The sequence below is a fragment of the Leucobacter sp. GX0328 genome (assembly GCF_053567315.1).
On the sequence record NZ_JBSGPC010000001.1, the window covers coordinates 203,096 to 227,471 of the forward strand.

Genomic DNA, 24,376 nt, shown 5'->3' on the forward strand with positions numbered 1-24,376 from the left:
ATCAGGCACCGACCGCAACGGTATCGGCCTCGATCGCGATGGTGTCGCCATGTGCCGCGGCGATCGCCTGCGCGAGGCGCTGCAGTTGACGGATATCCGTCTTCGCCCCGGCGAAGTCCGCGGGATTCGTCGCCCCGTTGCGGATGGCCGCGGCGAACGCGTCGAGCTGGCGCAGGAAACCGGTCTCGTGACCCGAACGGTACTCCGTGTCGGCACGGAGATCGCCGTCGTGACGGCGGCTGACGAGACGGCTGCGCTCCTCGACGAGATAGGGCTTCGCGAGATCGAATTCGAGACGGCCGTTCGCGCCGAGCACGACGAGTTCTTCCGCGTACTCCGGGTAATCGGGCAGCCAGTTCCAGCTCAGCACGAACGCGGTCTGACCGGCTACACCGGTCGCGAGCAGAGAAGCGGGCGCTGCGCCGTCGAGCGGCGTGATCGCGTCCGCGCGCCAGCTCTCGGGGAGCGCGATCCCCATGGCGCGCATGAGACTGAGCTCGTGGATCACGGAACCGTTGAGCACGTTCGCGTAGTACTGCACGAGCGCCGCGTCGGCACCGGGCAGCGCTTCGGCTGCACGGGCCTCGTCGTACGCGACCGACTCGGCGATCGCGGCGCGGTCGGCGTCCGCGGGCGGCGCGGACATGCGCAGGTGGGAGACCTGCGGCTCATCGGCCGGATGCATGACCGTTACACGCACCATGCGCACACCATTGAGGTCGCGGTACTCGGACGCAGCGGTTTCGAGCAGCGGGTCGAACATCTTCATGTACCCGACCTGGGTCACGACGCCGTGCTCCGCGGCGAGGGCCTCGAGCTCCTCGACCTCGCGCACGGTGAAGGCGAGCGGCTTCTCCGCGAGCACGTGCTTGCCGGCGCGGATCGCGTCGGCGGCGAGCTTGGCGTGGCTGCCGGGGGTCGCGATGAGCACTGCGTCGACGTCCGAGGCGAACGCTTCGGCCGGGTCGCTCACACCGCGCGCGCCGATGCTCCGCGCGACTTCCTCGGCACGGGCCGGCGACAGGTCGCACACGATCGCGACATCGTAGCCCGCACGGCGCAGGCTCGTCAGATGCACGGACTGGGTGATCGTACCTGCGCCGATGATCGCCAGCGAGATAGGTGTGGTCACTGCGGTTGCTCCTTCGCCATTCGAGTGCCGCGGATTTCGGCTCTGAAGAGAGTCAAACACATTTAGACCAATTAGTCCAGTTGAAACCAACTGGACTAAAAGTGGTCTTCCGGCTCCCGGTCCGGACACGAGACAGGCGGCCCAGGGGTCATCGATCCCTGGGCCGCCTGTCTCGTCGGAGCCGGTGCGCGCTAGTGCCAGAGCACCGCGATGCTCGCGTTGACGAGCGCCATGCCCGCCATCGCGGTGAGCCCGCCCGCCGAGAGGCTCTCCTTCTTGCGCACTCCGAAGATGTGGCCGATGAGCGCCAGCAGTACGATCAGCTTCACGCCGATCTTCATGTTGTTCGGCTGGCCGCCGAGCGCGTAGGTCATGCCGACGAGCGCGAGGCCCGTCACGAGCAGCAGCAGCGCACCCCAGAGCATGAACGGCTGCACGCGCGCCATGCCCTTCTTGACGTTCGGCAGCTGCCCGAGCGCGCCGCCGAACACGAGGGCGAAGCCCACGATGTGCAGCACGACGAGAATGCCCTGAAGAATTTCCATGGTTCCTGTCTCTCCTGGTGTGTGTCCCGGCCCGGTGGTCGACTACCGGGTCAGTGGAAGAAGTGGCGTTCGCCGGTGAAGTACATGGTGACGCCGGCGGCCGTCGCGGCCTCGATCACTTCGGCGTCGCGCACCGACCCGCCCGGCTGCACGACGGCGCGAACACCGGCGTCGAGCAGCACCTGCAGGCCATCGGCGAAGGGGAAGAAGGCGTCGGATGCCGCGACCGATCCGGCCGCGCGATCCTCCGCGCGGGCGACCGCGAGACGGCACGAGTCGACGCGATTGACCTGGCCCATGCCGACGCCGACCGAGGCGCCGCCCGAGGCGAGCAGGATCGCGTTCGATTTCACGGCGCGGCAGGCGCGCCAGGCGAACTCGAGATCCGCGAGCGTCGCGGCATCGGCGGGCTCGCCGGTCGCGAGCTCCCACTCGGCAGCCGGCGCGAAGCTGCGATCGGCATCCTGCAGCAGGAAGCCGCCCGAGATCTGGCGGAACTCGATCGGGTTCGCCGAGAAGTCGGCGGGCAGCACGAGCAGGCGGAGGTTCTTCTTCTGCGTGAGGATCTCGAGCGCGGCCGGTTCGAAGCCGGGCGCCACGATGACCTCGGTGAAGATTCCCGAGACGGTCTGCGCCATCTGCTCGGTCACGACTCGGTTGGCGGCGATCACACCGCCGAACGCCGACACGGGGTCGCAGGCGTGGGCGAGCTCGTGGGCCGCGGCGATCGGATCGGCCGCGCCCTCGGGCGCGACGGCGATGCCGCAGGGGTTCGCGTGCTTGATGATCGCGACCGCGGGCCGCTCGTGGTCGAATGCGGTGCGCAGCGCAGCATCCGCGTCGACGTAGTTGTTGTACGACATCTCCTTGCCGTGCAGCTGCGTCGCCTGGGCGATGCCGGAGCCCTCGTTCTCGGTGAAGAGCGCGGCGCGCTGGTGGCTGTTCTCGCCATAGCGCAGCACGGCCTCGCGCAGACCGAAGGTCTCGTAGCCGACATACCCCTCGGTCGCTTCGAAGAGACTGTCGATGTCGCCTTCGCCCGCGGGCGTCTGCTCCTCCTCGGCCGGGGCGTCGCTCCAGTCCGCATCCTCGCGATCGAGGAACCAGTTGGCGACCGACGCGTCGTACTGCGCCGTGTGCACGAACGCCTCGGCGGCGAGCGAGCGGCGCAGCGACAGGCCGGTACCGCCGGCGCGCACCGCGGCGATGATCTCGTCGTAGCGCGCGGGCGATATGGCGACCGCGACGTTGGCGTGGTTCTTCGCCGATGCACGCACCATCGAGGGGCCGCCGATGTCGATGTTCTCGATGACGTCCGCAGCGGGCTTCCCGGAGGCGACCGTCTCGTCGAACGGGTAGAGGTTCACGACGACGAGCTCGAAGGGCGCGATGCCGAGATCCTCGAGCTGCGCACGGTGGTCGGCGAGGCGGAGATCGGCGAGCAGCCCCGAGTGCACGGCCGGGTGCAGGGTCTTCACGCGACCGTCGAGCACCTCCTGGAACCCGGTGACCTCGGCGACGTCGGTGACGGCGTGGCCCGCGTCGCGGATGGTCGCCGCGGTCGAACCCGTCGACACGATCTCGACGCCGGCCTCGGTGAGTGCCGCCGCCAGATCGAGCAGGCGGGACTTGTCGCTCACCGAGATGAGCGCACGGCGCACGGGAATCAGGTCGCGGTGCTCGTAGAGGCTGGGATCGTGGCTCTGGACTGCCATCTGGCTCCTTGGTTCGAGAGGTGGGTGATCAGGATCGGAAAGCTGCGAGGTCGATGCCGCCCTGCGCGATCTCGCGCACGGTCTGCACGAGCAGCGGGCGTTCGAGCTGCTTGATGCGCTCGTGGAGGTCGTCTTCGAGTTCGCCGGGCGCGATCTCGACCGACGCCCGGCGCAGCACGGGGCCGGTGTCGACGCCCTCGTCGATGACGTGCACCGTGACGCCGGTCTCGGTGGCGCCCGCGGCGAGCGCATCGCGCACGGCGTGCGCTCCCGGATACAGCGGCAGGAGTGCGGGGTGGGTGTTGATGAGGCGCGGCGAGAAGCGGCGCACGAAGCCCGCGGGCAGAATGCGCATGAGGCCCGCGCTCACGACGAGTCCGGGCTCGAACTCCTCGATCCGCGCAGCGAACGCGTCGCCCCAGGCGTCGCGGCCCGGGTGCTCCCCCGGCCGCTCGACGAAGGTCGGGATGCCGGCCGCCTCGGCGTGCGCGAGACCCGCCGCGTCGGTATCCGCACCGACCGCGACGATGCGCGCCGGGTATGCGGGGTCGGCGGCCGCGTCGATCAGCGCCTTGAGGTTGCTGCCTCCGCCTGAAATGAGCACCACGACATTCAGCACCGCACCAGTCTACTCCGCCGACCGCACGGGCGCCTGTGCGCACGGCACCGGAGGCCCTCTCGAGGCCGCGGCTCCGCTGCAGCCCCGCTCTGGATATCTACGGGATGGCGACGACGCTGACGGGCGAGCGCCCGCTCAGCATGCGCGACACCGGGCAGCGCTCGTGCGCGGCGGCGGCGAGCGCCTCGGCCTCTTCGGCGGCCTTGCCGTCGAAGCGCAGTTCGGCCCGGGCCGAGAACTCGAAGCCCTCGCCGTCTGCACGTCGGTGCAGCGACACGTGCGTGCGCGCGAAGACCTCGACGCCCGGCCCGGCGACGACGCGGGCCGCGGCGTTCAGACAGGTCGCCCACGAGAGCGCGAGCAGCTCCTCGGGGTTCGTGGCACCGCCGCGATCCTGCGCCGTCGGCGAAGCCACCTCGACGGCGAGGCCGCCTTCTACGCGGCTCTCACCGTTGATTCCGCTGGAATTCTCGGCGACCGCCGTGAAAACGACGTCGCCCAACTGTTCCGTCCGCATGTTCGTCACGCCGCTCCACTTGATTTATCGACCGATCCGGCCTATCTTAAACCGAGTCTAACAACACCGATCCGGCGGCAGCCCCGGCCTACGACCCACCGGTCGCCGCCCCGCAGCCACCGCCGCACCACCCTCGGCCCCGTTCGGGCCTCGACGCGAAACAGCGAGCCATCCCCAGAATGAACGCGCAGCAGGCGCACACGACCGCCAGCGAACCCGTCGCCTACGCCCTCGAGTTCCGCGGCGTGACCCGACGCTTCGGCGACGGCCCGACCCCCGTGATCGCACTCGACAACGTCGACTTCGCCATCCCGACCGGCACCATCTTCGGCATCCTCGGCGAGAGCGGAGCGGGCAAGTCGACGGTGCTGCGGCAGATGCTCGGCCTCGTCCACCCCACTGAAGGCACCGTGCTCGTCGGCGGCACCGACCTCTCGAAGCTGAACAAGCACCAGATGAACCGGATGCGCCACGGCATCGGCGTCGTCTTCCAGTCGTACAACCTCGTCGGCAATCTCACCGTACGGCAGAACGTCGAACTGCCGCTGCACCTGCAGCGCCGCACGGATCCGGCGCGGGTGCAGGAGATGATCGACTTCGTCGGCCTCTCGCACCGCCGCGACCACCACCCCGCGAAGCTCTCGGGCGGCGAGAAGCAGCGCGTCGCCATCGCCCGCGCGCTGGTCACCGACCCCTCGCTGCTCCTGTGCGACGAGCCGACCTCGGCCCTCGACACCCACACGACCGGCGAGATCCTCGATCTGCTGCGCACGACCCGCGAGAAGTTCGGCACCACCATCGTGCTCGTGACGCACGAGCTCGAGGCCGTGAAGGCGATCTGCGACCGCGCCGCGGTCTTCGAGCAGGGCCGTCTGCAGGACATCGTCGAGGTGAAGCACGCCCGCGGCGACCGCGGCAAGCGCTACCTCTCGCACGTGCAGGAGGTGCTCGGCGCATGATCATCATCGAAGAACTGCAGCGCGTATTCGGCGAATACGGCGGAGAGATCGCCGTCGCGATGGCCGAGACCGGCTACATGGTCGGTGTCTCGATCCTCGCCGCCGTCATCATCGGCACGCCGCTCGGCACGCTGATCTACCTCACCCGCGAAGGCGGGCTGATGCAGCAGCGCACCGTCTGGACCATCGCCGACCTCTACGTGACGATCGTGCGCTCGTTCCCGTTCCTGCTGTTCATCGTCTTCATGATCCCGCTCACGCGCGCCGTCTTCGGCACGAGCTTCGGCACGGTCGCCGCGACCTTCCCGCTGGGCTTCGTGGCGGTCGCGATCTACGCCCGCTTCACCGAGCAGATCCTGCTCGAGCTGCCGAGCGGTCTGAACGAGGCCGCGGCCGCGATGGGGGCCTCCGTGCCGCAGACCATCTTCCGATTCCTGCTCGTCGACGGCCGTTCGGGTCTCGTCTACGCGCTCACCTCGGCGACGGTCAGCTTCGTCTCGTACTCGGCGGTGCTCGGCGTCGTCGGCGGCGGCGGCGTCGGCGACTTCGCGATGCGCTACGGCTACCACCGGTACGACTTCGCGCTCATGTACGTGACGATCGCGATCACCATCCTCTGCGTGGTCGGGCTGCAGGCGCTCGGCCACAAGGTCTCGCGCGCGATCGACAAGCGCTGATCTCCCCCATTCCGCTCCATCTGACACAACGACAGGGATCCCTATGAAACGACACCTCCTCGCCCCGATCTCGGCGGCAGCTGCCGCGCTGCTGCTCATCACCGGATGCGCCGGCGGATCGAGCGACGGCTCGGGCGACGAAGCGAAGGGCACCGAGACCCTGAAGGTCGCCGCCACCACCACGCCGATGACCGACGTCGTGCAGGCTGCCGGCAAGGCGATCGAGGCACCGTACACGATCGAGATGGTCGAGGTCGCCGACTACGTGCAGCCGAACATGATGCTGCAGAACGGCGAGCTCGCCGCGAACTTCGTGCAGCACCCGCCGTTCATGGAGGAGTACAACGCCGCCAACGGCGCGGACCTCGTCGCGGTCGAACCCGTCTACCTGACCGTCGTCGGCATGTACTCGAGCAAGTGGAAGAGCTTCGACGAGGTACCCGAGGGCGGCAATATCGTCATTCCGCAGGACGCCTCGAACGCGGCCCGTTCGCTGCAGATGGTCGCCGACCAGGGCCTCATCGAGCTCGACCCCTCAGTCGACAAGTGGCAGGTCACGGTGCAGGACATCGTGAAGAACCCGAAGAACCTCAAGTTCACGGAGATCGACATCATGCAGCTCGTCGCGGCCTACCCCGAGGCCGACGCCGTCTTCCTGCACGGCACCTTCGCGCGTCAGCTCGAGCTCACGCCCAAGAACGACGCGATCGCGGTCGAGCAGGACGAGCAGTTCGCCGTGTCGCTCGTGAGCCGCGGCGAGGACGAGGATTCGGCCGCCACGCAGGCGCTCGCGAAGGCGTTCCACAGCGACGAGGTGCGCTCGGTGCTCGAGGAGCTCGGCGTGCCCGCCGCGTTCTAAACGCGCACCGCGCCTCCCGCGCCGCACCTCCCGCGCCGCGCCGTGCCATGCCGTGCCATGCCGCGCCGCGCCGCGCACAAAGGGTCGCGAGTTGGGGTTCGTCCCGTATCGGAACCCCAATTCGCGACCCTTTGTCGTCCCGTCAGGCCGCGCCGCCCGCGACGACCTCGTCGACGATCTCCCACGGGCGGTGGCGCGCGTAGTGCGCCTCCTCCTGCGCCGCCCAGCGCTCCCAGTGCGGTGCGTACATCTCGCCGTCGCGCGCGAGCGCCCGCTCCCGCCGGGCCGCCGCCGGGCACTCCACCCATCGGCTCCGCACCCGTCCGCCGGGACCCGCGAAGCGCGCGGCGGCCGCGAGGTTCTCGCGCGTCACAGCCCCGCATCCCTCGATGACGAGGGGCCGGCCCGGGCCGATGCGCTGCGCCGCCCCGAAGCGCTCGGCGACCCAGTCGTAGGGCCGATACTCCCCCGTGTCGAGCGCGGCGGCGAGGGCCGACGATCCCGCGGCGAGCCCGTCCCAGCCGGGGTACAGGTGCTCGACCCGCAGCACCTCCGGCCGCTGCCCCGCCGCACGCAGCTCGGCGAGCAGCCGATCGGCGAGCTGCGTCTTGCCCGCACCCGAGCGGCCGTCGATCAGGAGCACCTCGAAACCGGGCACCCGCCCGGTCTGCCTCTGCGTCCCGCCACTCGCACTGCCGCGGGTCTCGGCGCCGCGCATCAGAACTCCGCCCCCGCCTGGTCGGTGCGCAGGCGCTCCGCGAGCAGCATGATCGCCGCGGCCAGGGCCCCGAGCACGACCGCCGCCGCGAGCCCGGCCCCGTAGGCACCCGGTGCCTGGCTGCCGATGAGCTGCCCGACCGCGATCGGCAGGGTCTGCGCGCCCGGCCGCACGAGGAAAGACGTCGCCCCGAACTCGCCGATCGAGGCCGCGAGCGCGAAGCCGAGCGCGACGCCCGTCGAGCGGCCGAGCAGCGGCAGGTCGACCGAGCGCAGCACGGCGAAGGGCGTCGCGCCGAGCGAAGCGGCGGCCTCGCGCAGTGCGGGGTCGATGCCGCGCAGCACCGGCAGCAGCACGCGCACCACGATCGGCAGCGCGACGAGCGCCTGCGCGATCGGGATGAGCACGGTCGAGGTGCGCAGGTCGAAGCCGATGCCGAGCGGCCGGTGCATGGTGAGCAGGAGGCCGAACCCGAGCGTGACGGCCGAGACGCCGAGCGGCAGCATGACGGCGCCGTCGAAGACGTCGATGCCGCGCGCGAGGAGGCGAGATCGGGGCCGGCGCGAGAGCACGAAGGCGAGCAGCACGCCGAGGGTCATCGCGATCGCCGCCGAGGCGACGGCGTACCGGAAGGTCAGCAGGACCGCTGAGAGCACGGGCGCGTCGAGCGGCAGGCCGTCGGGCGGGTGCACGAGCGCGACGTAGTTCTCGAACGTCCACTCCCCCGAGGGGCCGCGCAGCGAACGGGCGACGAGCACGGCGAGCGGCAGCACGTGCAGCAGCAGTGCGGTCGCCGCGAAGACCGCGAGCACGGCGGCGTCGGCACGGCCGGGCGCCCGCTCCAGATCCCGACTGTCCTCGCGCAGCTGCACCGCGCGCTCGCCCGCCCGTCTGAGGCGCGACGAGACGATGAGCGTCGCGCCGACGATCGCGAACTGCGCGAGCGACAGCACCGCAGCGCCCTTGAGGTCGAGGAACTGCACGGTGAGCCGATAGATCTCGGTTTCGACGTTCGCGTTCGCGCTGCCGCCGAGGATGAGCACGATCGCGAACGACGTCGAGCAGAAGAGGAAGACGAGGGCGGCCGCCGATGCGAGGGCCGGCGCGAGGGCCGGCAGCACGATCATGGTCCAGGCCCGCAGGCGGCCGCCGCCGTGCACGCGGGCGGCCTGCTCGGAGCTGTCGTCGAGACGGGCCCAGAACCCGCCGACCGTACGCGCGACGACCGCAACGTTCGGGAAGGCGAGCGCGAGCACGACGACCGCGAGCGTGCGGTCGAGCCCTGTCCACTCGAGCAGCCCGCCGGGCGCGAAGAGCGCCGAGAAGGCGACGCCGACGACGACGGTCGGCAGTACGAACGGCACTGTCAGCAGGCCGCGCAGCACGAGTCTGCCGCGGAAGCGCAGCTTGTAGAGCACGTACGCGGCGGGAAGGCCGAGCAGCACCGAGACGATCGTCGCGAGGCCGGCCTGCGCGAGCGTGTTGCCGATGACCCGCCAGGTGCGCGGCGCTCCGAAGACCTCGACGATACCGCTCGTGTCGAACACGGCGCCGGCGCCTGCCCCAGTGCCGCCGAACCCGGTCGCCACGAGTGCGAGCACCGGCCACGCGAAGAACAGCGCCAAAAAGGCGAGCGGGACCGCGACGGCGAGCGTCCATCCGGCGACGCTCCAGGCCGTCGCCGGGCTCCGGAGGGCGGTGCCGTCACCGCCCTCCGGTTCACCCGCCCTCGGCCCCGCTGCGGTCACAGACCGATCTGCTCGCTCACGGTCTTGAGCCAGGTCTCGCGCTCGGCGTTGATGGTGGCCGGGTCGAGGTCGTTCAGCTGATCCCGCGCCGGCAGCGGTGCGAACTTCACCCAGGTCTCGGGCATCTCGGCATTCGCGCTCACCGGGTACATGTACATCGTGTCGGGGATCGTGGATTGGAACTCGTCGGAGACGAGGTAGTCGACGACGGCCCGCGCGCCCTCGGAGTTCGCGGCGCCCGCGAGCACGCCTGCGTACTCGATCTGCGACGTGCAGGTGTCGAGCAGGGCGCGCGTCGTGGTCTCGGTCCCGTCGTCGTTCAGCGTCGCGACGGGCGACGAGCTGTACGACAGCACGATGGGCTTCGTACCCTCCCCGAGCGCCGAGAACTGGCCGTAGTAGGCGTCGCTCCACCCTTGCTCGAGGCGCGCTCCGTTGCCCATGAGGTTCTTCCAGTACTCCGCATAGCCGTTCTCGCCGAACGCGGCGACGGTGCCTGCGAGGAACGAGCTGCCGGTCGACGACTGCAGCGGGTCGAGCAGCACGGTCATGTCGCGATAGGTGGGGTCGGCGAGATCCTCGAAGGTCGCGGGCTCGGCGATGCCGTGCTCCGCGAACCAGGCGGTGTCGATGTTGATGCAGGTCGCCCCCATGTCGATGGGGGTGAGCGCATCGGAGCCGGCGAAGGCGTACTCGGCGGCCGACTCGGGCAGCCCCTCGGGCGTGTACGACTCGGCCACGTCGTTGTCGACGAGGCTCGCCGCGGCGATGTTGTCGATGCCGTAGAACGCGTCGGCGATCGGGGCGCCCTTCGTGAGCACGAGCTTGTTGGCGAGTTCGCTGCCGGCGCCCGCGGTGATCACTTCGACGTCGTACCCGGTCGCCTCGCTCGCGGCGGCCGCGAACTCCTCGTTCGGGAACGCGTCGTGCACGACGAGCGTGACGGTTCTGGCGTCTGCGGCGTCGTCGCCCGTCGAACAGGCGGTCAGGCCGAGGCCGAGCGTCGCGACCGCCGTCAGGGCGACCGAGGCGGTGCCGAAGCGGCGCAGCGCGGGCGATGAGATTCGGACAAGCGTCATCGAGGTGTTCCTTCCTCCGCTGGAATGACCCAGATCAGGTTGAACGGTCGAAGCACGCGTGCTTCCTCTCAGCCCCGCGCGTCGGGGCTCCCGTGGATTGCACCCTCCACCTTAGGGCATATTCGGGTTAGCCGTCGCGCCGGCCGAACGGCCAGCCGCGGCGTCGCTTCGACGCGGCTTCGCCGTCGGCGCCGGACGCGCTGCCGTCGCCCGCCGCGGCACCGGGAATGCTGCGGGAGGCCGCCTCGCGGGCGGCATCGCCGGCACGGTCGCGCTGATCCCACGAGTAGGCCCGCAGCAGGTCGTCCGCGTCGGCATCGGCGTCGACCGCGGGGCCCGGGGCAGCTTCTTCCGCTCCCGAGGCCGCTGCGGGGCCGGCGGCTGCCGCGGTCGGGGCTGATGCCGCGTCGCGCACGCTGTCGGGGATCACTCCGGTCTCGACCTCGTCCTGATCCTGGCCCTGATCATGGCTCCCGCTCTGTGGCGGATCGGACTCCAGTGCGGCCTTCCCGTCGGCCTGCTCCGCGCGCTTCACACGGGGCCAGACCTTCACCCGCAGGTCCTTCACGGCCTCGTCGAGCGGCACCGTCTCCTGCTCGGCATCGGTGCCGAGCACCGTCGCGGCGGCGGCGCCGGCCTCGGAATCCTCGCCGGGCAGATCCTGCGACCCGCGCAGGCCGGGCAGCGACGTCGCGACGCGGCGCGCATCGACGCGGCCCGCCGCGAGGCCGACGATGAGGCCGACGCAGAGCTCGGCCGCCGCGAACCCGCCGAAGACCCAGGGCGAGGGCCCGGTCTCGGTGAGCCGGTCGGGCCCGATGCCGCCCGAGGCGAGCGCGCCCGCCCCCGCGAGCACGAGCCCGGCGCCTGCGGCAGCGGACACGGCGATCGCGACGGTCGCAGCCCATGAGGCGCGGCGCAGCAGCGGCCGCCTCGAGAACAGGGTGCCGACGGCGACCGCGGCCAGCACGACGAGCGTCGGCGCGAGCAGCCCCGCCCCGTCCCAGCCGGCAGGGATCGCGCCGAACATCGGCACGGCGGGCACCGGGCCGAGCAGCGTCTCGAACGGCGTCACGCTGCTGCCGGAGCCGAGCGCGAATCCGGCGCCGGTGAGCCACGACGCCGCCCAGATCGCGAGCACCGGGAGCAGGACGAGCTGCAGCAGGAACACGACGAGCGCGCCGAGCGGGTCGAGCTGCAGCGACTGCGAGAGCGTGACCACCTGCACGTAGTGCACGACGAGCGTGACGGCGACTGCGACTGCGGCGAGCACCGTCACTGCGAGCAGCAGCGCGGTCGCGATCCGCACGGCCGCCGCAGCGCGATCGGGCAGCGCGGCCGAGCCTGGCAGGCCGAAGCGTGCGATGCCCCGCTGCGCCGCGCGCACGGCGGCCAGCCACCAGTCGTGGCCGTCGCGGGCCGCGCGCACGCAGAAGCCGACGGTCGCGCACGCGCCGTAGAGCGCCACCGGCACGAGGATCGACCATTCCGGCGACCAGTGCAGCAGCGGAGCGGCGACCGGCAGCGCGGCGAGCACGACCGCGCCGAACCCGATCATGCCGCCGAGCACGCCTGCGGCCCCCATGCCACCTCTGGCGCCGAAGCGCAGGCCGGCGCGCACCGCGAGCGCGATCGTGACGCAGGTGAGCCCGAGCGGCGCGAGCGAGAGCGGGTACTCGAATGCCTGCTGCGGCAGGCCGAGCCCGACCGCGGCCTCCGCACCGACGTCGAAGCCGATGGGCACGAGGTGGGCGAGGAACCAGACGCCGATCGCCCCGGCGAACACCGAGACGGGCTCTGCCGCGAGATCGAAGGTCACCGCCCAGAGCAGCGCAGCGGGCACGACGACGACGGCCATGCCCATGAGCGCGACGGCCGCCGCCTCGATCGCGGCGATCACCGCCGTCACCACTGCTCTCATCGCTCACCTTTCAAGACTCGTCAAGGCTATCGCGGGCGGCCGGGCACCGGCGCACAGCGGGAGGGGTTTGGTGCAGAATCCGCCCGTATAGTGCACCGAACCCCTCCCGCTCCACGCGGCACCCGCTCCATCGGGCGAAACCGCTGCGCGTAAGCTGACTCCATGCCCGACGACGCCCGCCTCGACATGCTGGTGCGGCTGCGCCGCGTGCGCGACCGCATCGATCGCGACTACGCGGAGCCGCTCGATGTCGACTCCCTCGCCCGCGAAGTCGGGTTCTCGGCGGGGCACCTCAGCCGCGAGTTCAAGGCGGCCTTCGGCGAATCGCCGTACAGCTACCTGATGACGCGGCGCATCGAACGCGCGATGGCGCTGCTGCGCGTGGGCGAGCTGAGCACGACCGAGGTGTGCTTCGCGGTCGGGTACGGATCCCTGGGCACGTTCACCACACGGTTCACCGAGCTCGTGGGCGTCTCGCCGGGCCGATACCGGAGGCTGCGCGAGCGCCCGATGCCGGGGCTCCCCGGAGTCGTCGCGATGCGGATGACGAGACCGGTCAGGAATCAAGAAGTTCCGCCGCCGCCCGGCGATTAGCGTGGCAGTCATGAAGATCAACATCACCACCGTATTCCTGCCCCACACCGACGCCGAGGCATCGCTCGCCTTCTACCGCGACGTGCTCGATTTCGAGGTGCGCGGCGACGTCGGCTACGAGAGCATGCGCTGGATCACGGTCGGCCATCCCGACCAGCCCGGCACCTCGATCGTGCTCACTCCGCCCGCCGTCGACCCCGGCCTCACCGATGAGGAGCGCCGCGTCATCGGCGAGCTCATCGCCAAGGGCCTCTTCGCCACGATCATCCTCGCGACGAACGAGCTCGACGCCCTGTACGAACGCGTCGAGGCCGCGGGCGCCGACATTCTGCAGGAACCGATGGAGCAGGACTGGGGCGTGCGCGACTTCGCATTCCGCGACCCGGCCGGCAACACCGTGCGTATGCAGCAGCGCGACTTCTGACCCCGCGCCCGCCTCAGCGGTTCAGCATCGCGACCACCTGAGTGCGGCTCTCGGCGCCGAGCTTCACGAGGATGCTCGAGACGTGCGTCTTCACCGTGGTCACCGAGATGCCGAGCCGCAGGGCGATCGCCGTGTTCGAGCGGCCCTCGCGCAACTGCTCGAGCACCTCGAGCTCCCGCGCCGTCAGCTGCGCCAGGTCGACGGGGTCTGCTTCGGGCCGCGCCTCCTCCGGGGCGTCGGCGAGGGCCGCGAGCGCCCGTCGTGTGACCCGCGGGTCGAGCACGCCGTCGCCCGCGGCCACTCGCCGCACCGCCTCCGCGAGCGCCCCGGCCTCGGTCGTCTTGAGCAGGAATCCGGCGGCCCCAGCGCGGATCGCCGCGAACACGAGCTCATCCTCGTCGAAGCTCGTCAGCACGAGCACCTCGGCGATGCCGTCGCCCACGATGCGCGCGGTCGCGGTCACGCCGTCGACGCCGGGCATGCGCAGGTCCATCAGCACCACATCGGGACGCAGGGATCGCGCATTGCCGACCGCCGACGCGCCATCGGCGGCCTCGCCCACGACCTCGATGCCCTGGCGCTCGAGCATCAGGCGCAGGCCCTCGCGGATCATTCCGTGATCGTCGACGATCAGGACGCGCGGCGCACGCCCCACGGCAGTCGGTTCCCGACTCTGATCGCGCCCCTGGTCGGTTCCCCGCCCGGTCATGCGCGCGCCTCCATCGGTATGCGGGCGCGCACGGCCCAGCCGCCCGCGATCGGCCCGGCATCGAACTCGCCGCCGAGCGCCCGCACCCGCTCGGCGAGCATCTCGAGCCCCATGCCGCCGCCCCGCAGCACCGGCCGAGCGATCGGAGCTCCGCCCCGCGATACGACATCGACCCGCGCGGCACCGCCCTCCGCGACGAGCACCACGTCGACTTCCGAGCCCGAGGCGTGCTTCACCGCGTTCACGAGCGCCTCGTTGACGATGCGCCAGGTCGCCCGGTCCACCGCATCGGGCAGTTCACTGCCGGCGATCCGGTCGTCGAGCTCCACGCTCACGCCCGAGCGTCTGGCGCCCTCGATCATGACCGGGATGCGGTCGATCCCCGGTGCCGCCGCCGTCTCGCCCGAGCCGCCCCGCAGTACGCCGATCATCGCGCGCAGCGCCTCATGAGCTTCGAGGCTCGAATCGCGCACCGCCCGCAGCGCGGCGCGCTCGGCGGATGCGCCCGGAACGGCACCCGAGGCCGTCGCACCCTCGGGCTGCCCCACTTCCGCCGGCACTGCGGCGAGCGCCGCCTCGCTGCGGATCGCGACCGCCGCCACGTGCCCCGCGATGATGTCGTGCAGTTCGCTCGCCATCCGCTCCCGCTCGCCGAGCACCGCCGCCTCGCGGTCGAGCTCGGCGAGACGACGCGCGTCGTCGGCCTGCCGGCGATGCAGCTCGACGAGTTCGCGCGACTGCGCGACGGCGGTGCCGTACCAGTAGGTCGTGCCGAACAGCGCACCGAACTGCAGCCCGATCACCACGGTCACGCGCAGATCGCCGCCGACGATCATCGTGAACACCGCGACGGCCGCCGTCGCGATCGCCACGGCCACGAGCACGCGGCGGCGGGCCCGAGCCGGTAGGGCGACGGTGAGCGTGTAGACGAGGTCGAGCAGCACGATGAACGGCACGAGGCCGCCCACGAACAGCAGGTCGACGAGTACGAGTACGACGGCGCCGAGGCAGCCCGCGAGCGGCGCCCGCTGCTTCGTCAGCGCGAGCGCCGCCGCGGGCAGTCCCGTCAGCAGCGACGACCAGACCGGCGAGTACTCGGGCACGATGCGGAACACCGTCCAGAACCCCGAGAAGCCGAGCGCCGCGAAGAACACCGCGAGCAGCGCATATCCGATCGCCTGCGCCCAGAGCGGCACTGATCTCGGCGCTGCAGCGGATTGCGGTGCGGTCATGCTCCCATCCAACCAGTACGAAGGGCCCGCTCGGCTCCGCCCAAAGGATGAGGCCCCCTCGTCCTCTTCGCCGATCCGCATCCCCGCCCGTGACGCGAATCTGGATGGCATGGACTTCCTGACCGGCATCCCGCTGCCCGCGGGGCTGACCCTGCTCGCTCTGCTCGACGGACTCAGCGTCGGCACGCTGCTCATCCCCGTGTTCTTCCTCATCGCGCCGGGCAGGCCCCGCACCGGCCGCATCATGCTCTACCTCGGCACTATCACGCTGTTCTACCTCGCCGTGGGCGTACTGTTCATGCTCGGGCTCGTGAACATCGTCGATGCCGGCCGCGCCTTCATCGGTTCACCGGCGGGGCAGACGGCGATGCTCGCCATCGGCATCGTCATGCTCGTCGCCGCGTTCAGTATTCCCGGTCCGAAGGCCCGGCAACGGAAGGCCGAAGCCGCCGAACGGGAGCGGGCTCTGCAGGGATCGCCCCCGGGGTCGGCCCCGGGGGCGCTGCAGGGATCGCCCCTGGGATCGGCCCAGGAATCGGCCCAGTCGCCGAGCGGACGCATCGCGCGATGGCGCGACCGTCTGCTCGCCGACGGCACGAGCGGCGGCGCCATCATGGGCGTCGCGCTCGCCGCGGGGCTCGTCGAGGTCGCGACGATGCTGCCCTACCTCATCGGCATGACCATGATCGCCGACGCCCCGATCACGATGCCGCACCGTGTCGCGCTGCTCGCCGGCTACTGCCTCGTGATGATCGCACCGGCGCTCGTGCTCATCGCGGGCCGGCTGCTGCTGGCCCGCGTCATCGACGCACCTCTGCGGCGGCTCGCGGCCTGGCTCGAGCGCACAGGGGCCGAGAACACGGCCTGGGTGCTCGGCATCATCGGGTTCCTGCTCGTGCGCTCGGGCGCGACGCAGCTCGGAATCCCGCTGCCGATCATCGGTTCCGGGTGACATTGCGAGCGGCGCGCACCGGCTCTGCGTTCCGGTTCTGCACCCCGACTCTGCGTCCCGGCCCCTAGGCTGGGGGCATGGCCACGACACCCGCCGCCGTGCTCGGCCCGTACGAAGCCGCGCTCGGCGCGCGGGTCGACGAGCTGCATCCGCGGCTGCGCCGCTACTTCTCGGCGATCCCTGCGGGCAGCATCGGCGTCGGGCACGGGGTGTTCTCCGTGTTCGGGGCGGCACGGGGCTGGCTGCGGCCGCTGCTCATGCCGTTCGAGCGGCGCCGGGCGCTCGCCGCCGGTCGCGGGCGCGATGTTCCGTTCCGCATCGTCAATCGGTCGGTACCGCTCGGCGACGGCACCGTTGCCGCCCGGGCCGAGCGGGTCGTCGAGCTGCCGTGCGGGCCGTGGACGATGATCGACTCGGTCGTCTGCGTCGGGTCGCGCGTCGTCGACCGCATCGGCGCGCCCTGGACGATGTCGGCCCTCTTCGACGCCGAGGTGCGAGGCGGGGCGCTGCGGCTCACGAGCCGCGCGGTGGGCCTCGTGTGCGGGCGGTTCCGGGTGCGGCTGCCGCGCGCGTTCTCGCCCGTGGTACGGCTCAGCGAGGCGTACGATGATGCGCTCGGCGTGCAGCGGGTCGACCTGACGGTCGACGCGCCGCTCGTCGGCCGCATCTACGCGTACCGCGGCAGTTTCACCTACGAGATCGTGCCGGAGGCCGAACATGACTGAATCGTACGAGTCGGTTGCGAGCGGCGGGCGCGTCGTGCTCGGCGGAGCCGGCGGCTTCATGGGCCGGTACCTCGCGTCGCGCTACCGCGATTCGGGGCGCGAGGTGGTGACGATCGGGCGCGCAGGCGCCGACCTGGCCTGGGGCGACGTGCCAGGGATCGCCGCGGCCGTCGACGGCGCAGCCCTCGTCGTCGGGCTCGCGGGCAAGAGCGTGAACTGCCGGTACACCGAGGCGAACCGCGCCGAGATCTTCCGGTCGCGGCTCGAGACGACGGCGGCGCTGTCGCGGGCGATCCGCACCGCCGCGGCTCCCCCGCCGCTCTGGGTGAACTCGTCGACCGCGACCATCTACCGCCATGCGGAGGATCGCCCGATGACCGAGGATGCAGGCGAGATCGGCAGCGGGTTCTCGGTCGAGGTCGCGAAGGCCTGGGAGCGCGCGCTCTGCGCCGATGCGCTCCACTCGACACGCCGCATCGCGCTGCGCAGCGCGATCGTACTCGGCGACGGCGGCGTGCTCGGCCCGATCAGGGTGCTCGCGCGGCTCGGTCTCGGCGGGGCGCAGCACGACGGCGCATGGCCGGTCACGCGGGCCCGGCGCGCGGCCGGCACCGCGCACCTTCCCGGCGCGCGGCACGGCGCCCAGCGCTTCAGCTGGGTGCACATCGACGATGTCGCACGCATCATCGACTTCGCCGAGGCGACTCCGTCGCTCTCGGGGCCCGTGAACGCGAGCAGCCCGAACCCCGTCGACAACCGCGCCTTCATGGCCGAGGTGCGGCGGCAGCTCGGCGTGAAGTTCGGGCCGCCGATGCCGCGCTGGATGCTCGAGATCGGCGCCATCGGCATTCGCACCGAGACCGAGCTCGTGCTCAAGAGCCGTTGGGTGCTGCCCGAGCGGCTGCAGCGGGTCGGCTTCGAATTCGCCTACCCGGAGCTCGCGCCCGCGCTTCGCGACTCGTTCGCGTCGTAGCTACCAGGCCGCGGCAACCGCCCGGTGCGCCGCGAAGAGCGGAACGGCGGCGCCCTCGGGAGCCCGCCCGAAACCGCACTCGGTCGACACCCCGAAGGGTCGCGGCACGTGCCGCCGCGCCGCCGCGATGCGCCGGGCGGCGCCCTCCTCGCCGTCCTCGCGATGCACGAGGCCGAGGTAGAGCTCGGTCTCTCCGGAGATCTCGAGCGCTTCGAGCGCATCGTAGTAGGCGTCGTCGTCGCGTTCGATCGGCACCGGCAGGTGCAGCCAGGTGAGCGGTCGGTGCGCCGCGCGCACGACGAGGTTCGCGAAGCTCACGAGGTTGCCGGAGTCGGCCGGTTCGACGAAGTGCTTCTCGGCGACGTCGCCGTAGCAGAGGTGCACCCCGACTTCGACGTCGGCGGGCACGCGGTCGACCTGGCGGGCGAGGCGCTCGCTCGTGCCCTGCCAGACGTCGTCGAACCATTCGTAGGGCCTGCCGTCGAAGCTCGTCTGGCCTTCGAGCATGGCGAATTCGAGCGCGGCATCCCACTGGATCGCGGTGCGGTCGTGCGGCAGCTCCTCGAGGATGCGGTCGAGTTCGCGCGCCAGCGCGGCCTCGTAGACCGGCTCGAACTCGGCGCGATCCTCGGCCCGCACGAAGCTGCCGACGACGCCGAGCGGTGTCGGCAGCGATACCTGGAAGCGCGTCGCCGCAGGGATCGCGCCCTCCCGTTGCAGGCGGTCGAAGATCGCGAACGAGTCGATCGCCGCCTCGGCGTAGCCGAGCGGCGGCAGATCGAGCTCCGCCGCTCGGACTCCGTCGGCGAGTCTGACCTGCCGCATGTCGAGCATGCGCAGCGGGATCGGCGTATCGCCGACGCGCTCGATGCCGGCGGCCCGCCCGAGTCGGTCGGCCTGGAAGACGATCCAGTGGAAGCGCTCGCCGACCTCGCCGTCGGGGATGCGCTTCAGACGGTCGCCGAGGTGCTCGGCCGCGACGCGCAGCGTCGTTTCGGCATCGTCGAAGTTGATGCTGCCGACGAGATGGCAGCCGCGGGGTTCGATGGTGCGCTCGCTCATCCTCCCAGTATCCTGCGAGCGGCGTTCGGCGCGCGCCGTATGACGGACGATGACGGCGGCCGGCCCTCCGGTCAGTGCTGGGCGGCGCGCTCCGCGATCCGGATGTCGAGCGGGAAGTCGACGGGCGCGTCCCCGAAGAGCAGCCGCCCAGCCCCGGCCGCCGAAGCGGCGACGGCCTCCGCCACGGCATCGGCGTGCTCGAGCGGGGCGTGCACGATCACCTCGTCGTGGAGGAAGAACACGAGATGCGGTCGGCGGGCGAACACCGGGCCCGATGCCTCGGCGACCGGATCGCCGCCCGGCACCGGAGGGAACGCGGCGAGACGCAGCCTGAGGTCCGCGAGCCAGGCGAGCGCCCATTCGGCAGCCGTGCCCTGCACCACGAAGTTGCGGGTGAAGCGGCCGAAGTCTCGGGCGGCGCGGCGCGCCTGCTGCTCGTCGCGCGTCGTCGCGCCCGGGAGGCTCGCTCGTGCCTGCAGCTCGGCCCACTCGGGCCCCGGCGCCGGCGACGACCGGCCGAGCCGGGTCGAGACGATGCCGCCGCGCTCCCCCACGCCGGCTGCTCCGTCGACGAGCCCCATGGCCTGCGGAAAGCTGCGGCGCAACCGCGGTACGAGCCGGCCGCTGTCGCCGCTCGTGCCGCCGTACATGGCGCCGAGCACCGCGATCTTCGCCTCCTGCCGCGAGCCGACGATGCCGCTGGAGACGATGCCCGAGTACAGGTCCGTGCCGAAGCCCGCCCCGGCCATCGCACGGTCGCCCGACATGGCGGCCAGCACGCGCGGCTCGAGTTGGGCGACGTCTGCCGAGACGAGCGTCCATCCCGGGTCGGCGCGCAGTGCGGGGCGCAGCTGGCGCGGCAGTTGCAGCGCGCCGCCGCCGCTCGACGCCCACCGCCCGGTGACGACGCCTCCGGGCACGTAGACGGGGCGATAGCGCGCGCCCTGCACCCACTCGTCGATCCAGGCCCAGCCGTTGGCGCTGAGGAGGCGTGCGAGCTTCTTGTAGCGCAGCAGCGGCGCGATCGCAGGGTGGTCGTGCTCCTCGAGCTCCCAGTGAGAGGTCGAGGCGACCTCGATGCCGGCGGCGCGGAGCGAACGCAGCAGCTTCGGCGGCGAGTCCAGGCTCACGGCCGCATCGCCGAGCGCCGCGCGCACCGCTTCGGCCGCCCGGAGCATCTCGGCGGGCTTCGCACCCGGGTCGGGGCGCGGGCCGAGCTCGTGCACGAGGATGCGGTCGTGCTCGTCGGCATCCCACGGCACCCCGGCAGACCCGAGCTCGGTGCCGATGAGGCCGCCGGCCGACTCGGCGGCGAGCAGCAGGCCGAGACGCGCAGACCCCGCCGCGCGGGCGAGCGCCGCCCGTTGGCGTGCGAACTCGGCGAGGGCGGCGTCGATGCGGTGCGGCACTTCGTCTGCGCGTGCGGCGGGGGCGCCCCGACCGTCGAGGTCTCCGAGCTCGTCGACTTCGAAAAGCGCGGTCGCGGGATCCGCCCCGAGCGTCGCCTGGCTCGCCGGGGCCGCGGCGAGGGCCGCCGACGGCCGATCCCACTCGCGCGCCTCGGCGAGCGCGCGGTGCTCGGCGCTGCCGGCGGCGCCGTCCGAACTGCGCAGAATCGCGTGGCAGAGGCGCAGGTCGTGGGCGCGCTGCACTTCGACGCCCGCGTCGAGCAGCCGCGGGTACCAGTGCGGGGTATCGCTCCAGACCCAGCGCGGGCGATCTTCCCCCTCGCGCGCGGCGACCGTCGCGGGCAGTTCGGCGGGCTCGACGTCGGTGCGACCGATCGCGGCTCCCGATGCGTCGAGATCGACGAGCGCGACGCGATCCCCGGCCCAGCCGACCGCGCACCACCGCGCCCCGGGCCCGACCTGTTCGCTCACCCGACCAGGCTACTCGCACCGGCTCCCCGCCCGGCCCGCGCAGAACGAGCGAGCGTGCAGGTCTCGACCGAGTGTGCACCCGAATCACGGTGATTCGCATCCACACTCGTGATCGAGCTCTACGGTGGTGAACGCGAAGGCTTCGGTGCCGTTCGCGAGCACTACGGAGCGGGGACGCGGAAGGCCCCTGCTCCCGCGACGGAATCGGGGAACAGGGGCCTCGGCTGCGGGCGCGCGTGGATTACAGCGCGTTGTACGCCGCGCGCAGCAGCTCGGCGGCCTCGGTCGGGGTCTTGCCGACCTTCACGCCCGCGGCCTCGAGGGCCTCCTGCTTCGCCTGAGCGGTGCCCGCCGAGCCCGACACGATGGCGCCGGCGTGGCCCATGGTCTTGCCCTCGGGGGCGGTGAAGCCGGCGACGTAGCCGACGACGGGCTTCGTCACGTTGGCCTTGATGTACTCGGCCGCGCGCTCCTCGGCGTCGCCGCCGATCTCGCCGATCATGACGATCGCCTTCGTCTCGGGGTCGGCCTCGAACGCGGCGAGCGCATCGATGTGCGTCGTGCCGATGACGGGGTCGCCGCCGATGCCGATGGCGGTCGAGAAGCCGAGATCGCGCAGCTCGTACATCATCTGGTAGGTGAGGGTGCCCGACTTCGAGACGAGACCGATCGGGCCCTTGCCCGTGATGGTCGCCGGGGTGATGCCGGCGAGCGCCTCGCCCGGCGTGATGATGCCGGGGCAGTTCGGGCCGATGATGCGCGTCCGGTTCCCGGTCGCCTGGGCGTGCGCCCACAGCTCTGCGGAGTCCTTGACGGGCACGCCCTCGGTGATGATGACGAGCAGGCCGATGCCCGCGTCGATCGCCTCGACGGCGGCGTCCTTGGTGAATGCCGGCGGCACGAAGGCGACCGAGACGTCGGCGCCGGTCTCGGCCATCGCTTCGGCGACGGTCGCGAACACGGGCAGCTCGACGGCAGCACCCGACGCGTCGGTGTGCGACACGACGGTGCCGGCCTTGCGCGCGTTCACGCCGCCGACGATGTTGGTGCCCGCGGCGAGCATGCGCGCGGTGTGCTTCGAGCCCTCGCCGCCGGTGATGCCCTGGACGATGACCTTGGAATCCTTGTTCAGGAAGATCGACATAGTGCTAGTTCTTTCCTTGAGTCTCGTGCGGGATCAGCGGGCGTTCGCCAGCTCGGCGGCCTTGTCGGCGCCCGCGTCCATGGTCGCGGCCTGGGTGACGAGCGGGTGGTTCGCCTCGTTGAGGATCGCGCGGCCCTCTTCGACGTTGTTGCCGTCGAGACGCACGACGAGCGGCTTGTTCGCGGCGTCGCCGAGCTTCTCGAGCGCGCCGACGATGCCGTTGGCGACCGCGTCGCAGGCGGTGATGCCGCCGAAGACGTTGACGAAGACCGACTTGACCTGCGGGTCGCCGAGGATGACGTCGAGGCCCGCCGCCATGACCTCGGCCGAGGCGCCGCCGCCGATGTCGAGGAAGTTGGCGGGCTTGACGCCGCCGTGGTTCTCACCGGCGTAGGCGACGACGTCGAGCGTCGACATCACGAGGCCCGCACCGTTGCCGATGACACCGACCTCGCCGTCGAGCTTCACGTAGTTGAGATCCTGCGCCTTGGCCTTCGCCTCGAGCGGATCGGCCGCGGCTTTGTCCTCGAGCTCGGCGTGGCCGGCCTGGCGGAACTCGGCGTTCTCGTCGAGCGAGACCTTGCCGTCGAGCGCGATGATATCGCCCTCGCCGGTCAGCACGAGCGGGTTGACCTCGACGAGCGTCGCGTCTTCACCGGCGTACACCTCGAAGAGCTTCTGGAAGACCGGCACGACCTTGCCGACGAGCTCCTCGGGGAACTTCGCGGCGCGCGCGATCTCTTCGGCCTTCGCGGCGTCGATGCCCGCGATCGGGTCGACCTCGATGCGCGCGAGCGCCTCGGGCTTCTCGACGGCGAGCTGTTCGATCTCCATGCCGCCCTCGACGGAGCAGAGGGAGAGGTAGGAGCGGTTCGCGCGGTCGAGCAGCACAGAGAAGTAGAACTCCTGCTTAATATCGGCACCGGCTGCGACCATGACGCGCTTCACGACGTGGCCCTTGATGTCGAGGCCGAGAATGGCCTGGGCGGCCTCGAACGCCTCGTCGGGGCTCTTCGCGACCTTCACGCCGCCGGCCTTGCCGCGGCCACCGGTCTTCACCTGGGCCTTGACGACGACCACGCCGCCCAGCTTCTCGGCTGCCGCACGCACCTCCTCGGGAGTGTCCGCGACGATGCCGGCAAGCACCGGCACTCCGTATCGCTCAAAAAGATCTCGTGCCTGGTACTCGTACAGATCCACGTACTGTCCTTTGCATTGGGAGTCGGGGGTGATCCGAGGCTGAAAATGTCTCGATGTCGAGATAAGTCGACCAATGGCCAAGTGTACCACCGCCTGGCAGAGCCCGGATCTGAGTCCGCTCAGGGGCCCGCGCAGAGCGCGGAGCCGGTACAGCGGCCGCCCTCACCCGGCGCAGACGAGAGGCACGAGTGCCAGCCTGCGCACGCATGCCCGATCCTGCACGGCTTCACAGGCCGGCTGGATACACTCGCTGATCGACTGCCGGGGCCGGTGCGCGTTCGACGCGGGCCCCGCCTGCCCAGGCACGAGGAAGGGAACGCTCACGTGAACAACGCTGCATCTCCGAAGCCCGAGGGCCTGCGCGCCCGCAAGCGCCGCGCGACGGAGAATGCGATCGAGAGCTCCGCGGTGCGCCTCGCGCTCGAGCTCGGCGTCGACAACGTCACCGTCGAGGCGATCTGCGAGAAGGCCGACATCTCGCGCAGCACCTTCTTCAACTACTTCTCGGCGCGCGACTACGCGATCGTCGGCCGTGCCATCACGCTGCCCGAGGGCTCCGAAGCGTTCGCCGTGCTCGACTCCTCCCCCGACAATCTGCCGCTCGGCGTCTTCCGACTGCTGTTCGCCGCGATCGGTCACGCGAACGTCAACGCCGAGGTCGCGCGCCTGCGCTCCCGACTGCTGGCCGAGCAGCCTCAGGCGCTGCACCTCACCATCTCGTCGCTGCTCGAGTCGTCGTACCACCTCAGCCTGGTCACGACCGCCTGGCTGAACGCCCACCCCGAGCACGCCAAGCTCGATTCGCCCGAGACCGAGGCGACCCTCGCCGTGACTCTCGTGCACGGCATGGTCGCCGCATACATGCCGATCTGGGCGAGCCGCGACGGCGACACCATCGCCGAGGAGGGCGACCTGCTGCAGGCCCTCGCGAACTACCGCACCGTGCTCGGCTGAGGCGCCAGTCTCCAGACCTCTCGCCGAGCCGCCGTTTC

Annotated in this window: 24 protein-coding genes and 1 riboswitch; of the genes, 9 read left to right on the top strand and 15 right to left on the bottom strand. The window is 71.3% G+C overall.

From position 1 onward, the window contains the following. Position 1: 1 nt before the first annotated feature. The 5 genes from ACUYTF_RS00870 to ACUYTF_RS00890 form a co-directional block, all read right to left on the bottom strand. Entirely contained in the window at positions 2-1,132 is a 1,131-nt protein-coding gene (locus ACUYTF_RS00870) for a Gfo/Idh/MocA family protein (protein WP_449279212.1), read from the bottom strand. Positions 1,133-1,323: 191 nt separating this feature from the next. After that, positions 1,324-1,677, bottom strand: a complete 354-nt coding sequence (locus ACUYTF_RS00875; protein WP_434141459.1) for a hypothetical protein — start codon at positions 1,675-1,677, stop codon at positions 1,324-1,326. A 50-nt stretch (positions 1,678-1,727) separates the two neighbouring features. Then, complete coding sequence (gene purH / locus ACUYTF_RS00880) at positions 1,728-3,392, bottom strand: bifunctional phosphoribosylaminoimidazolecarboxamide formyltransferase/IMP cyclohydrolase (protein ID WP_449279213.1); 1,665 nt, start codon at positions 3,390-3,392, stop codon at positions 1,728-1,730. Positions 3,393-3,420: 28 nt separating this feature from the next. Next, positions 3,421-4,011 carry a phosphoribosylglycinamide formyltransferase gene (purN, locus tag ACUYTF_RS00885; protein WP_449279214.1) on the bottom strand — a complete coding sequence of 197 codons (591 nt, stop codon included), beginning with the start codon at positions 4,009-4,011 and terminating at the stop codon, positions 3,421-3,423. Between the two features lie 97 nt (positions 4,012-4,108). Continuing rightward, a complete protein-coding gene (locus tag ACUYTF_RS00890) occupies positions 4,109-4,528 on the bottom strand; it encodes an OsmC family protein (RefSeq protein ID WP_449279582.1) in 420 nt (139 codons plus the stop codon). 179 nt (positions 4,529-4,707) lie between these two features. On the opposite strand from ACUYTF_RS00890, the gene ACUYTF_RS00895 reads away from it, so the two are divergent. Genes ACUYTF_RS00895 through ACUYTF_RS00905 form a run of 3 tightly spaced genes read left to right on the top strand, consistent with a single transcriptional unit; the run spans position 4,708 to position 7,023 of the window. Beyond that, a complete protein-coding gene (locus ACUYTF_RS00895; protein WP_449279215.1) occupies positions 4,708-5,487 on the top strand; it encodes a methionine ABC transporter ATP-binding protein in 780 nt (259 codons plus the stop codon). Further along, positions 5,484-6,164: an ABC transporter permease subunit gene (locus ACUYTF_RS00900; RefSeq protein WP_434141451.1), complete on the top strand. Its 681-nt coding sequence runs from the start codon at positions 5,484-5,486 to the stop codon at positions 6,162-6,164. The genes ACUYTF_RS00895 and ACUYTF_RS00900 overlap by 4 nt, the downstream gene beginning before the upstream one ends. A gap of 43 nt (positions 6,165-6,207) precedes the next feature. After that, entirely contained in the window at positions 6,208-7,023 is an 816-nt protein-coding gene (locus tag ACUYTF_RS00905; protein WP_434141450.1) for a MetQ/NlpA family ABC transporter substrate-binding protein, read from the top strand. A gap of 142 nt (positions 7,024-7,165) precedes the next feature. Here ACUYTF_RS00905 and ACUYTF_RS00910 read toward each other — a convergent pair whose 3' ends face one another. The 4 genes from ACUYTF_RS00910 to ACUYTF_RS00925 all read right to left on the bottom strand — a co-directional run bounded on the left by ACUYTF_RS00910 (position 7,166) and on the right by ACUYTF_RS00925 (position 12,489). Next, positions 7,166-7,741, bottom strand: coding sequence for a hypothetical protein (locus tag ACUYTF_RS00910; protein WP_449279216.1), 576 nt, complete (start codon positions 7,739-7,741; stop codon positions 7,166-7,168). Next, positions 7,741-9,489 carry an ABC transporter permease subunit gene (locus ACUYTF_RS00915; RefSeq protein WP_434141446.1) on the bottom strand — a complete coding sequence of 583 codons (1,749 nt, stop codon included), beginning with the start codon at positions 9,487-9,489 and terminating at the stop codon, positions 7,741-7,743. Before ACUYTF_RS00915 ends, ACUYTF_RS00910 begins: the two co-directional genes overlap by 1 nt. Continuing rightward, positions 9,486-10,568 carry a thiamine ABC transporter substrate-binding protein gene (locus tag ACUYTF_RS00920; RefSeq protein WP_434141444.1) on the bottom strand — a complete coding sequence of 361 codons (1,083 nt, stop codon included), beginning with the start codon at positions 10,566-10,568 and terminating at the stop codon, positions 9,486-9,488. The genes ACUYTF_RS00915 and ACUYTF_RS00920 overlap by 4 nt, the downstream gene beginning before the upstream one ends. Continuing rightward, positions 10,563-10,672, bottom strand: a riboswitch (TPP riboswitch). (Overlaps the previous gene by 6 nt.) A 23-nt stretch (positions 10,673-10,695) precedes the next feature. Further along, a complete protein-coding gene (locus ACUYTF_RS00925) occupies positions 10,696-12,489 on the bottom strand; it encodes a cell division protein PerM (protein WP_434141442.1) in 1,794 nt (597 codons plus the stop codon). 162 nt (positions 12,490-12,651) lie between these two features. Between ACUYTF_RS00925 and ACUYTF_RS00930 the strand changes: the two genes are divergently transcribed. Next, complete coding sequence (locus tag ACUYTF_RS00930; RefSeq protein ID WP_434141440.1) at positions 12,652-13,083, top strand: helix-turn-helix domain-containing protein; 432 nt, start codon at positions 12,652-12,654, stop codon at positions 13,081-13,083. Between the two features lie 10 nt (positions 13,084-13,093). Then, on the top strand, positions 13,094-13,507 hold the full coding sequence (locus tag ACUYTF_RS00935) for a VOC family protein (protein ID WP_434141438.1): 414 nt from the start codon (positions 13,094-13,096) through the stop codon (positions 13,505-13,507). 13 nt (positions 13,508-13,520) lie between these two features. On the opposite strand, the gene ACUYTF_RS00940 is transcribed toward ACUYTF_RS00935, so the two are convergent. Together ACUYTF_RS00940 and ACUYTF_RS00945 are read right to left on the bottom strand one after the other, a co-directional pair. Continuing rightward, positions 13,521-14,120 (bottom strand): response regulator, encoded by a 600-nt coding sequence (locus ACUYTF_RS00940; protein ID WP_434141680.1) that lies wholly within the window; start codon positions 14,118-14,120, stop codon positions 13,521-13,523. A 92-nt stretch (positions 14,121-14,212) separates the two neighbouring features. Then, positions 14,213-15,448, bottom strand: a complete 1,236-nt coding sequence (locus tag ACUYTF_RS00945) for a histidine kinase (protein WP_434141436.1) — start codon at positions 15,446-15,448, stop codon at positions 14,213-14,215. Between the two features lie 109 nt (positions 15,449-15,557). Between ACUYTF_RS00945 and ACUYTF_RS00950 the strand changes: the two genes are divergently transcribed. From ACUYTF_RS00950 to ACUYTF_RS00960, 3 genes are all read left to right on the top strand, one after another. Then, a complete protein-coding gene (locus ACUYTF_RS00950) occupies positions 15,558-16,400 on the top strand; it encodes a GAP family protein (protein WP_434141435.1) in 843 nt (280 codons plus the stop codon). Positions 16,401-16,477: 77 nt separating this feature from the next. Next, positions 16,478-17,125 (top strand): DUF4166 domain-containing protein, encoded by a 648-nt coding sequence (locus tag ACUYTF_RS00955; protein WP_449279217.1) that lies wholly within the window; start codon positions 16,478-16,480, stop codon positions 17,123-17,125. Then, positions 17,118-18,098, top strand: a complete 981-nt coding sequence (locus ACUYTF_RS00960; protein ID WP_449279218.1) for an epimerase — start codon at positions 17,118-17,120, stop codon at positions 18,096-18,098. Before ACUYTF_RS00955 ends, ACUYTF_RS00960 begins: the two co-directional genes overlap by 8 nt. Here ACUYTF_RS00960 and ACUYTF_RS00965 read toward each other — a convergent pair whose 3' ends face one another. The 4 genes from ACUYTF_RS00965 to sucC form a co-directional block, all read right to left on the bottom strand. Further along, positions 18,099-19,160, bottom strand: coding sequence for a hypothetical protein (locus tag ACUYTF_RS00965; RefSeq protein WP_434141429.1), 1,062 nt, complete (start codon positions 19,158-19,160; stop codon positions 18,099-18,101). It lies immediately after the preceding gene. Positions 19,161-19,231: 71 nt separating this feature from the next. Then, positions 19,232-21,040, bottom strand: a complete 1,809-nt coding sequence (locus tag ACUYTF_RS00970; protein ID WP_434141427.1) for a bifunctional 3'-5' exonuclease/DNA polymerase — start codon at positions 21,038-21,040, stop codon at positions 19,232-19,234. Between the two features lie 241 nt (positions 21,041-21,281). Then, a complete protein-coding gene (sucD, locus tag ACUYTF_RS00975) occupies positions 21,282-22,184 on the bottom strand; it encodes a succinate--CoA ligase subunit alpha (RefSeq protein ID WP_434141425.1) in 903 nt (300 codons plus the stop codon). 33 nt (positions 22,185-22,217) lie between these two features. Further along, on the bottom strand, positions 22,218-23,384 hold the full coding sequence (sucC, locus tag ACUYTF_RS00980) for an ADP-forming succinate--CoA ligase subunit beta (RefSeq protein WP_434141423.1): 1,167 nt from the start codon (positions 23,382-23,384) through the stop codon (positions 22,218-22,220). Between the two features lie 324 nt (positions 23,385-23,708). On the opposite strand from sucC, the gene ACUYTF_RS00985 reads away from it, so the two are divergent. Continuing rightward, complete coding sequence (locus ACUYTF_RS00985; RefSeq protein ID WP_434141421.1) at positions 23,709-24,338, top strand: TetR family transcriptional regulator; 630 nt, start codon at positions 23,709-23,711, stop codon at positions 24,336-24,338. Positions 24,339-24,376 lie beyond the last annotated feature (38 nt).

What these genes read in the sequence shown, in the direction of transcription:
- ACUYTF_RS00875 (WP_434141459.1), bottom strand. Translation starts at nt 1,677, where the DNA reads ATGGAAATTCTTCAGGGCATTCTCGTCGTGCTGCACATCGTGGGCTTC.
- purH (WP_449279213.1), bottom strand. Translation starts at nt 3,392, where the DNA reads ATGGCAGTCCAGAGCCACGATCCCAGCCTCTACGAGCACCGCGACCTG.
- ACUYTF_RS00890 (WP_449279582.1), bottom strand. Translation starts at nt 4,528, where the DNA reads ATGCGGACGGAACAGTTGGGCGACGTCGTTTTCACGGCGGTCGCCGAG.
- ACUYTF_RS00895 (WP_449279215.1), top strand. Translation starts at nt 4,708, where the DNA reads ATGAACGCGCAGCAGGCGCACACGACCGCCAGCGAACCCGTCGCCTAC.
- ACUYTF_RS00900 (WP_434141451.1), top strand. Translation starts at nt 5,484, where the DNA reads ATGATCATCATCGAAGAACTGCAGCGCGTATTCGGCGAATACGGCGGA.
- ACUYTF_RS00905 (WP_434141450.1), top strand. Translation starts at nt 6,208, where the DNA reads ATGAAACGACACCTCCTCGCCCCGATCTCGGCGGCAGCTGCCGCGCTG.
- ACUYTF_RS00910 (WP_449279216.1), bottom strand. Translation starts at nt 7,741, where the DNA reads ATGCGCGGCGCCGAGACCCGCGGCAGTGCGAGTGGCGGGACGCAGAGG.
- ACUYTF_RS00920 (WP_434141444.1), bottom strand. Translation starts at nt 10,568, where the DNA reads ATGACGCTTGTCCGAATCTCATCGCCCGCGCTGCGCCGCTTCGGCACC.
- ACUYTF_RS00925 (WP_434141442.1), bottom strand. Translation starts at nt 12,489, where the DNA reads ATGAGAGCAGTGGTGACGGCGGTGATCGCCGCGATCGAGGCGGCGGCC.
- ACUYTF_RS00930 (WP_434141440.1), top strand. Translation starts at nt 12,652, where the DNA reads ATGCCCGACGACGCCCGCCTCGACATGCTGGTGCGGCTGCGCCGCGTG.
- ACUYTF_RS00935 (WP_434141438.1), top strand. Translation starts at nt 13,094, where the DNA reads ATGAAGATCAACATCACCACCGTATTCCTGCCCCACACCGACGCCGAG.
- ACUYTF_RS00940 (WP_434141680.1), bottom strand. Translation starts at nt 14,120, where the DNA reads ATGATCCGCGAGGGCCTGCGCCTGATGCTCGAGCGCCAGGGCATCGAG.
- ACUYTF_RS00945 (WP_434141436.1), bottom strand. Translation starts at nt 15,448, where the DNA reads ATGACCGCACCGCAATCCGCTGCAGCGCCGAGATCAGTGCCGCTCTGG.
- ACUYTF_RS00950 (WP_434141435.1), top strand. Translation starts at nt 15,558, where the DNA reads ATGGACTTCCTGACCGGCATCCCGCTGCCCGCGGGGCTGACCCTGCTC.
- ACUYTF_RS00955 (WP_449279217.1), top strand. Translation starts at nt 16,478, where the DNA reads ATGGCCACGACACCCGCCGCCGTGCTCGGCCCGTACGAAGCCGCGCTC.
- ACUYTF_RS00960 (WP_449279218.1), top strand. Translation starts at nt 17,118, where the DNA reads ATGACTGAATCGTACGAGTCGGTTGCGAGCGGCGGGCGCGTCGTGCTC.
- ACUYTF_RS00965 (WP_434141429.1), bottom strand. Translation starts at nt 19,160, where the DNA reads ATGAGCGAGCGCACCATCGAACCCCGCGGCTGCCATCTCGTCGGCAGC.
- sucD (WP_434141425.1), bottom strand. Translation starts at nt 22,184, where the DNA reads ATGTCGATCTTCCTGAACAAGGATTCCAAGGTCATCGTCCAGGGCATC.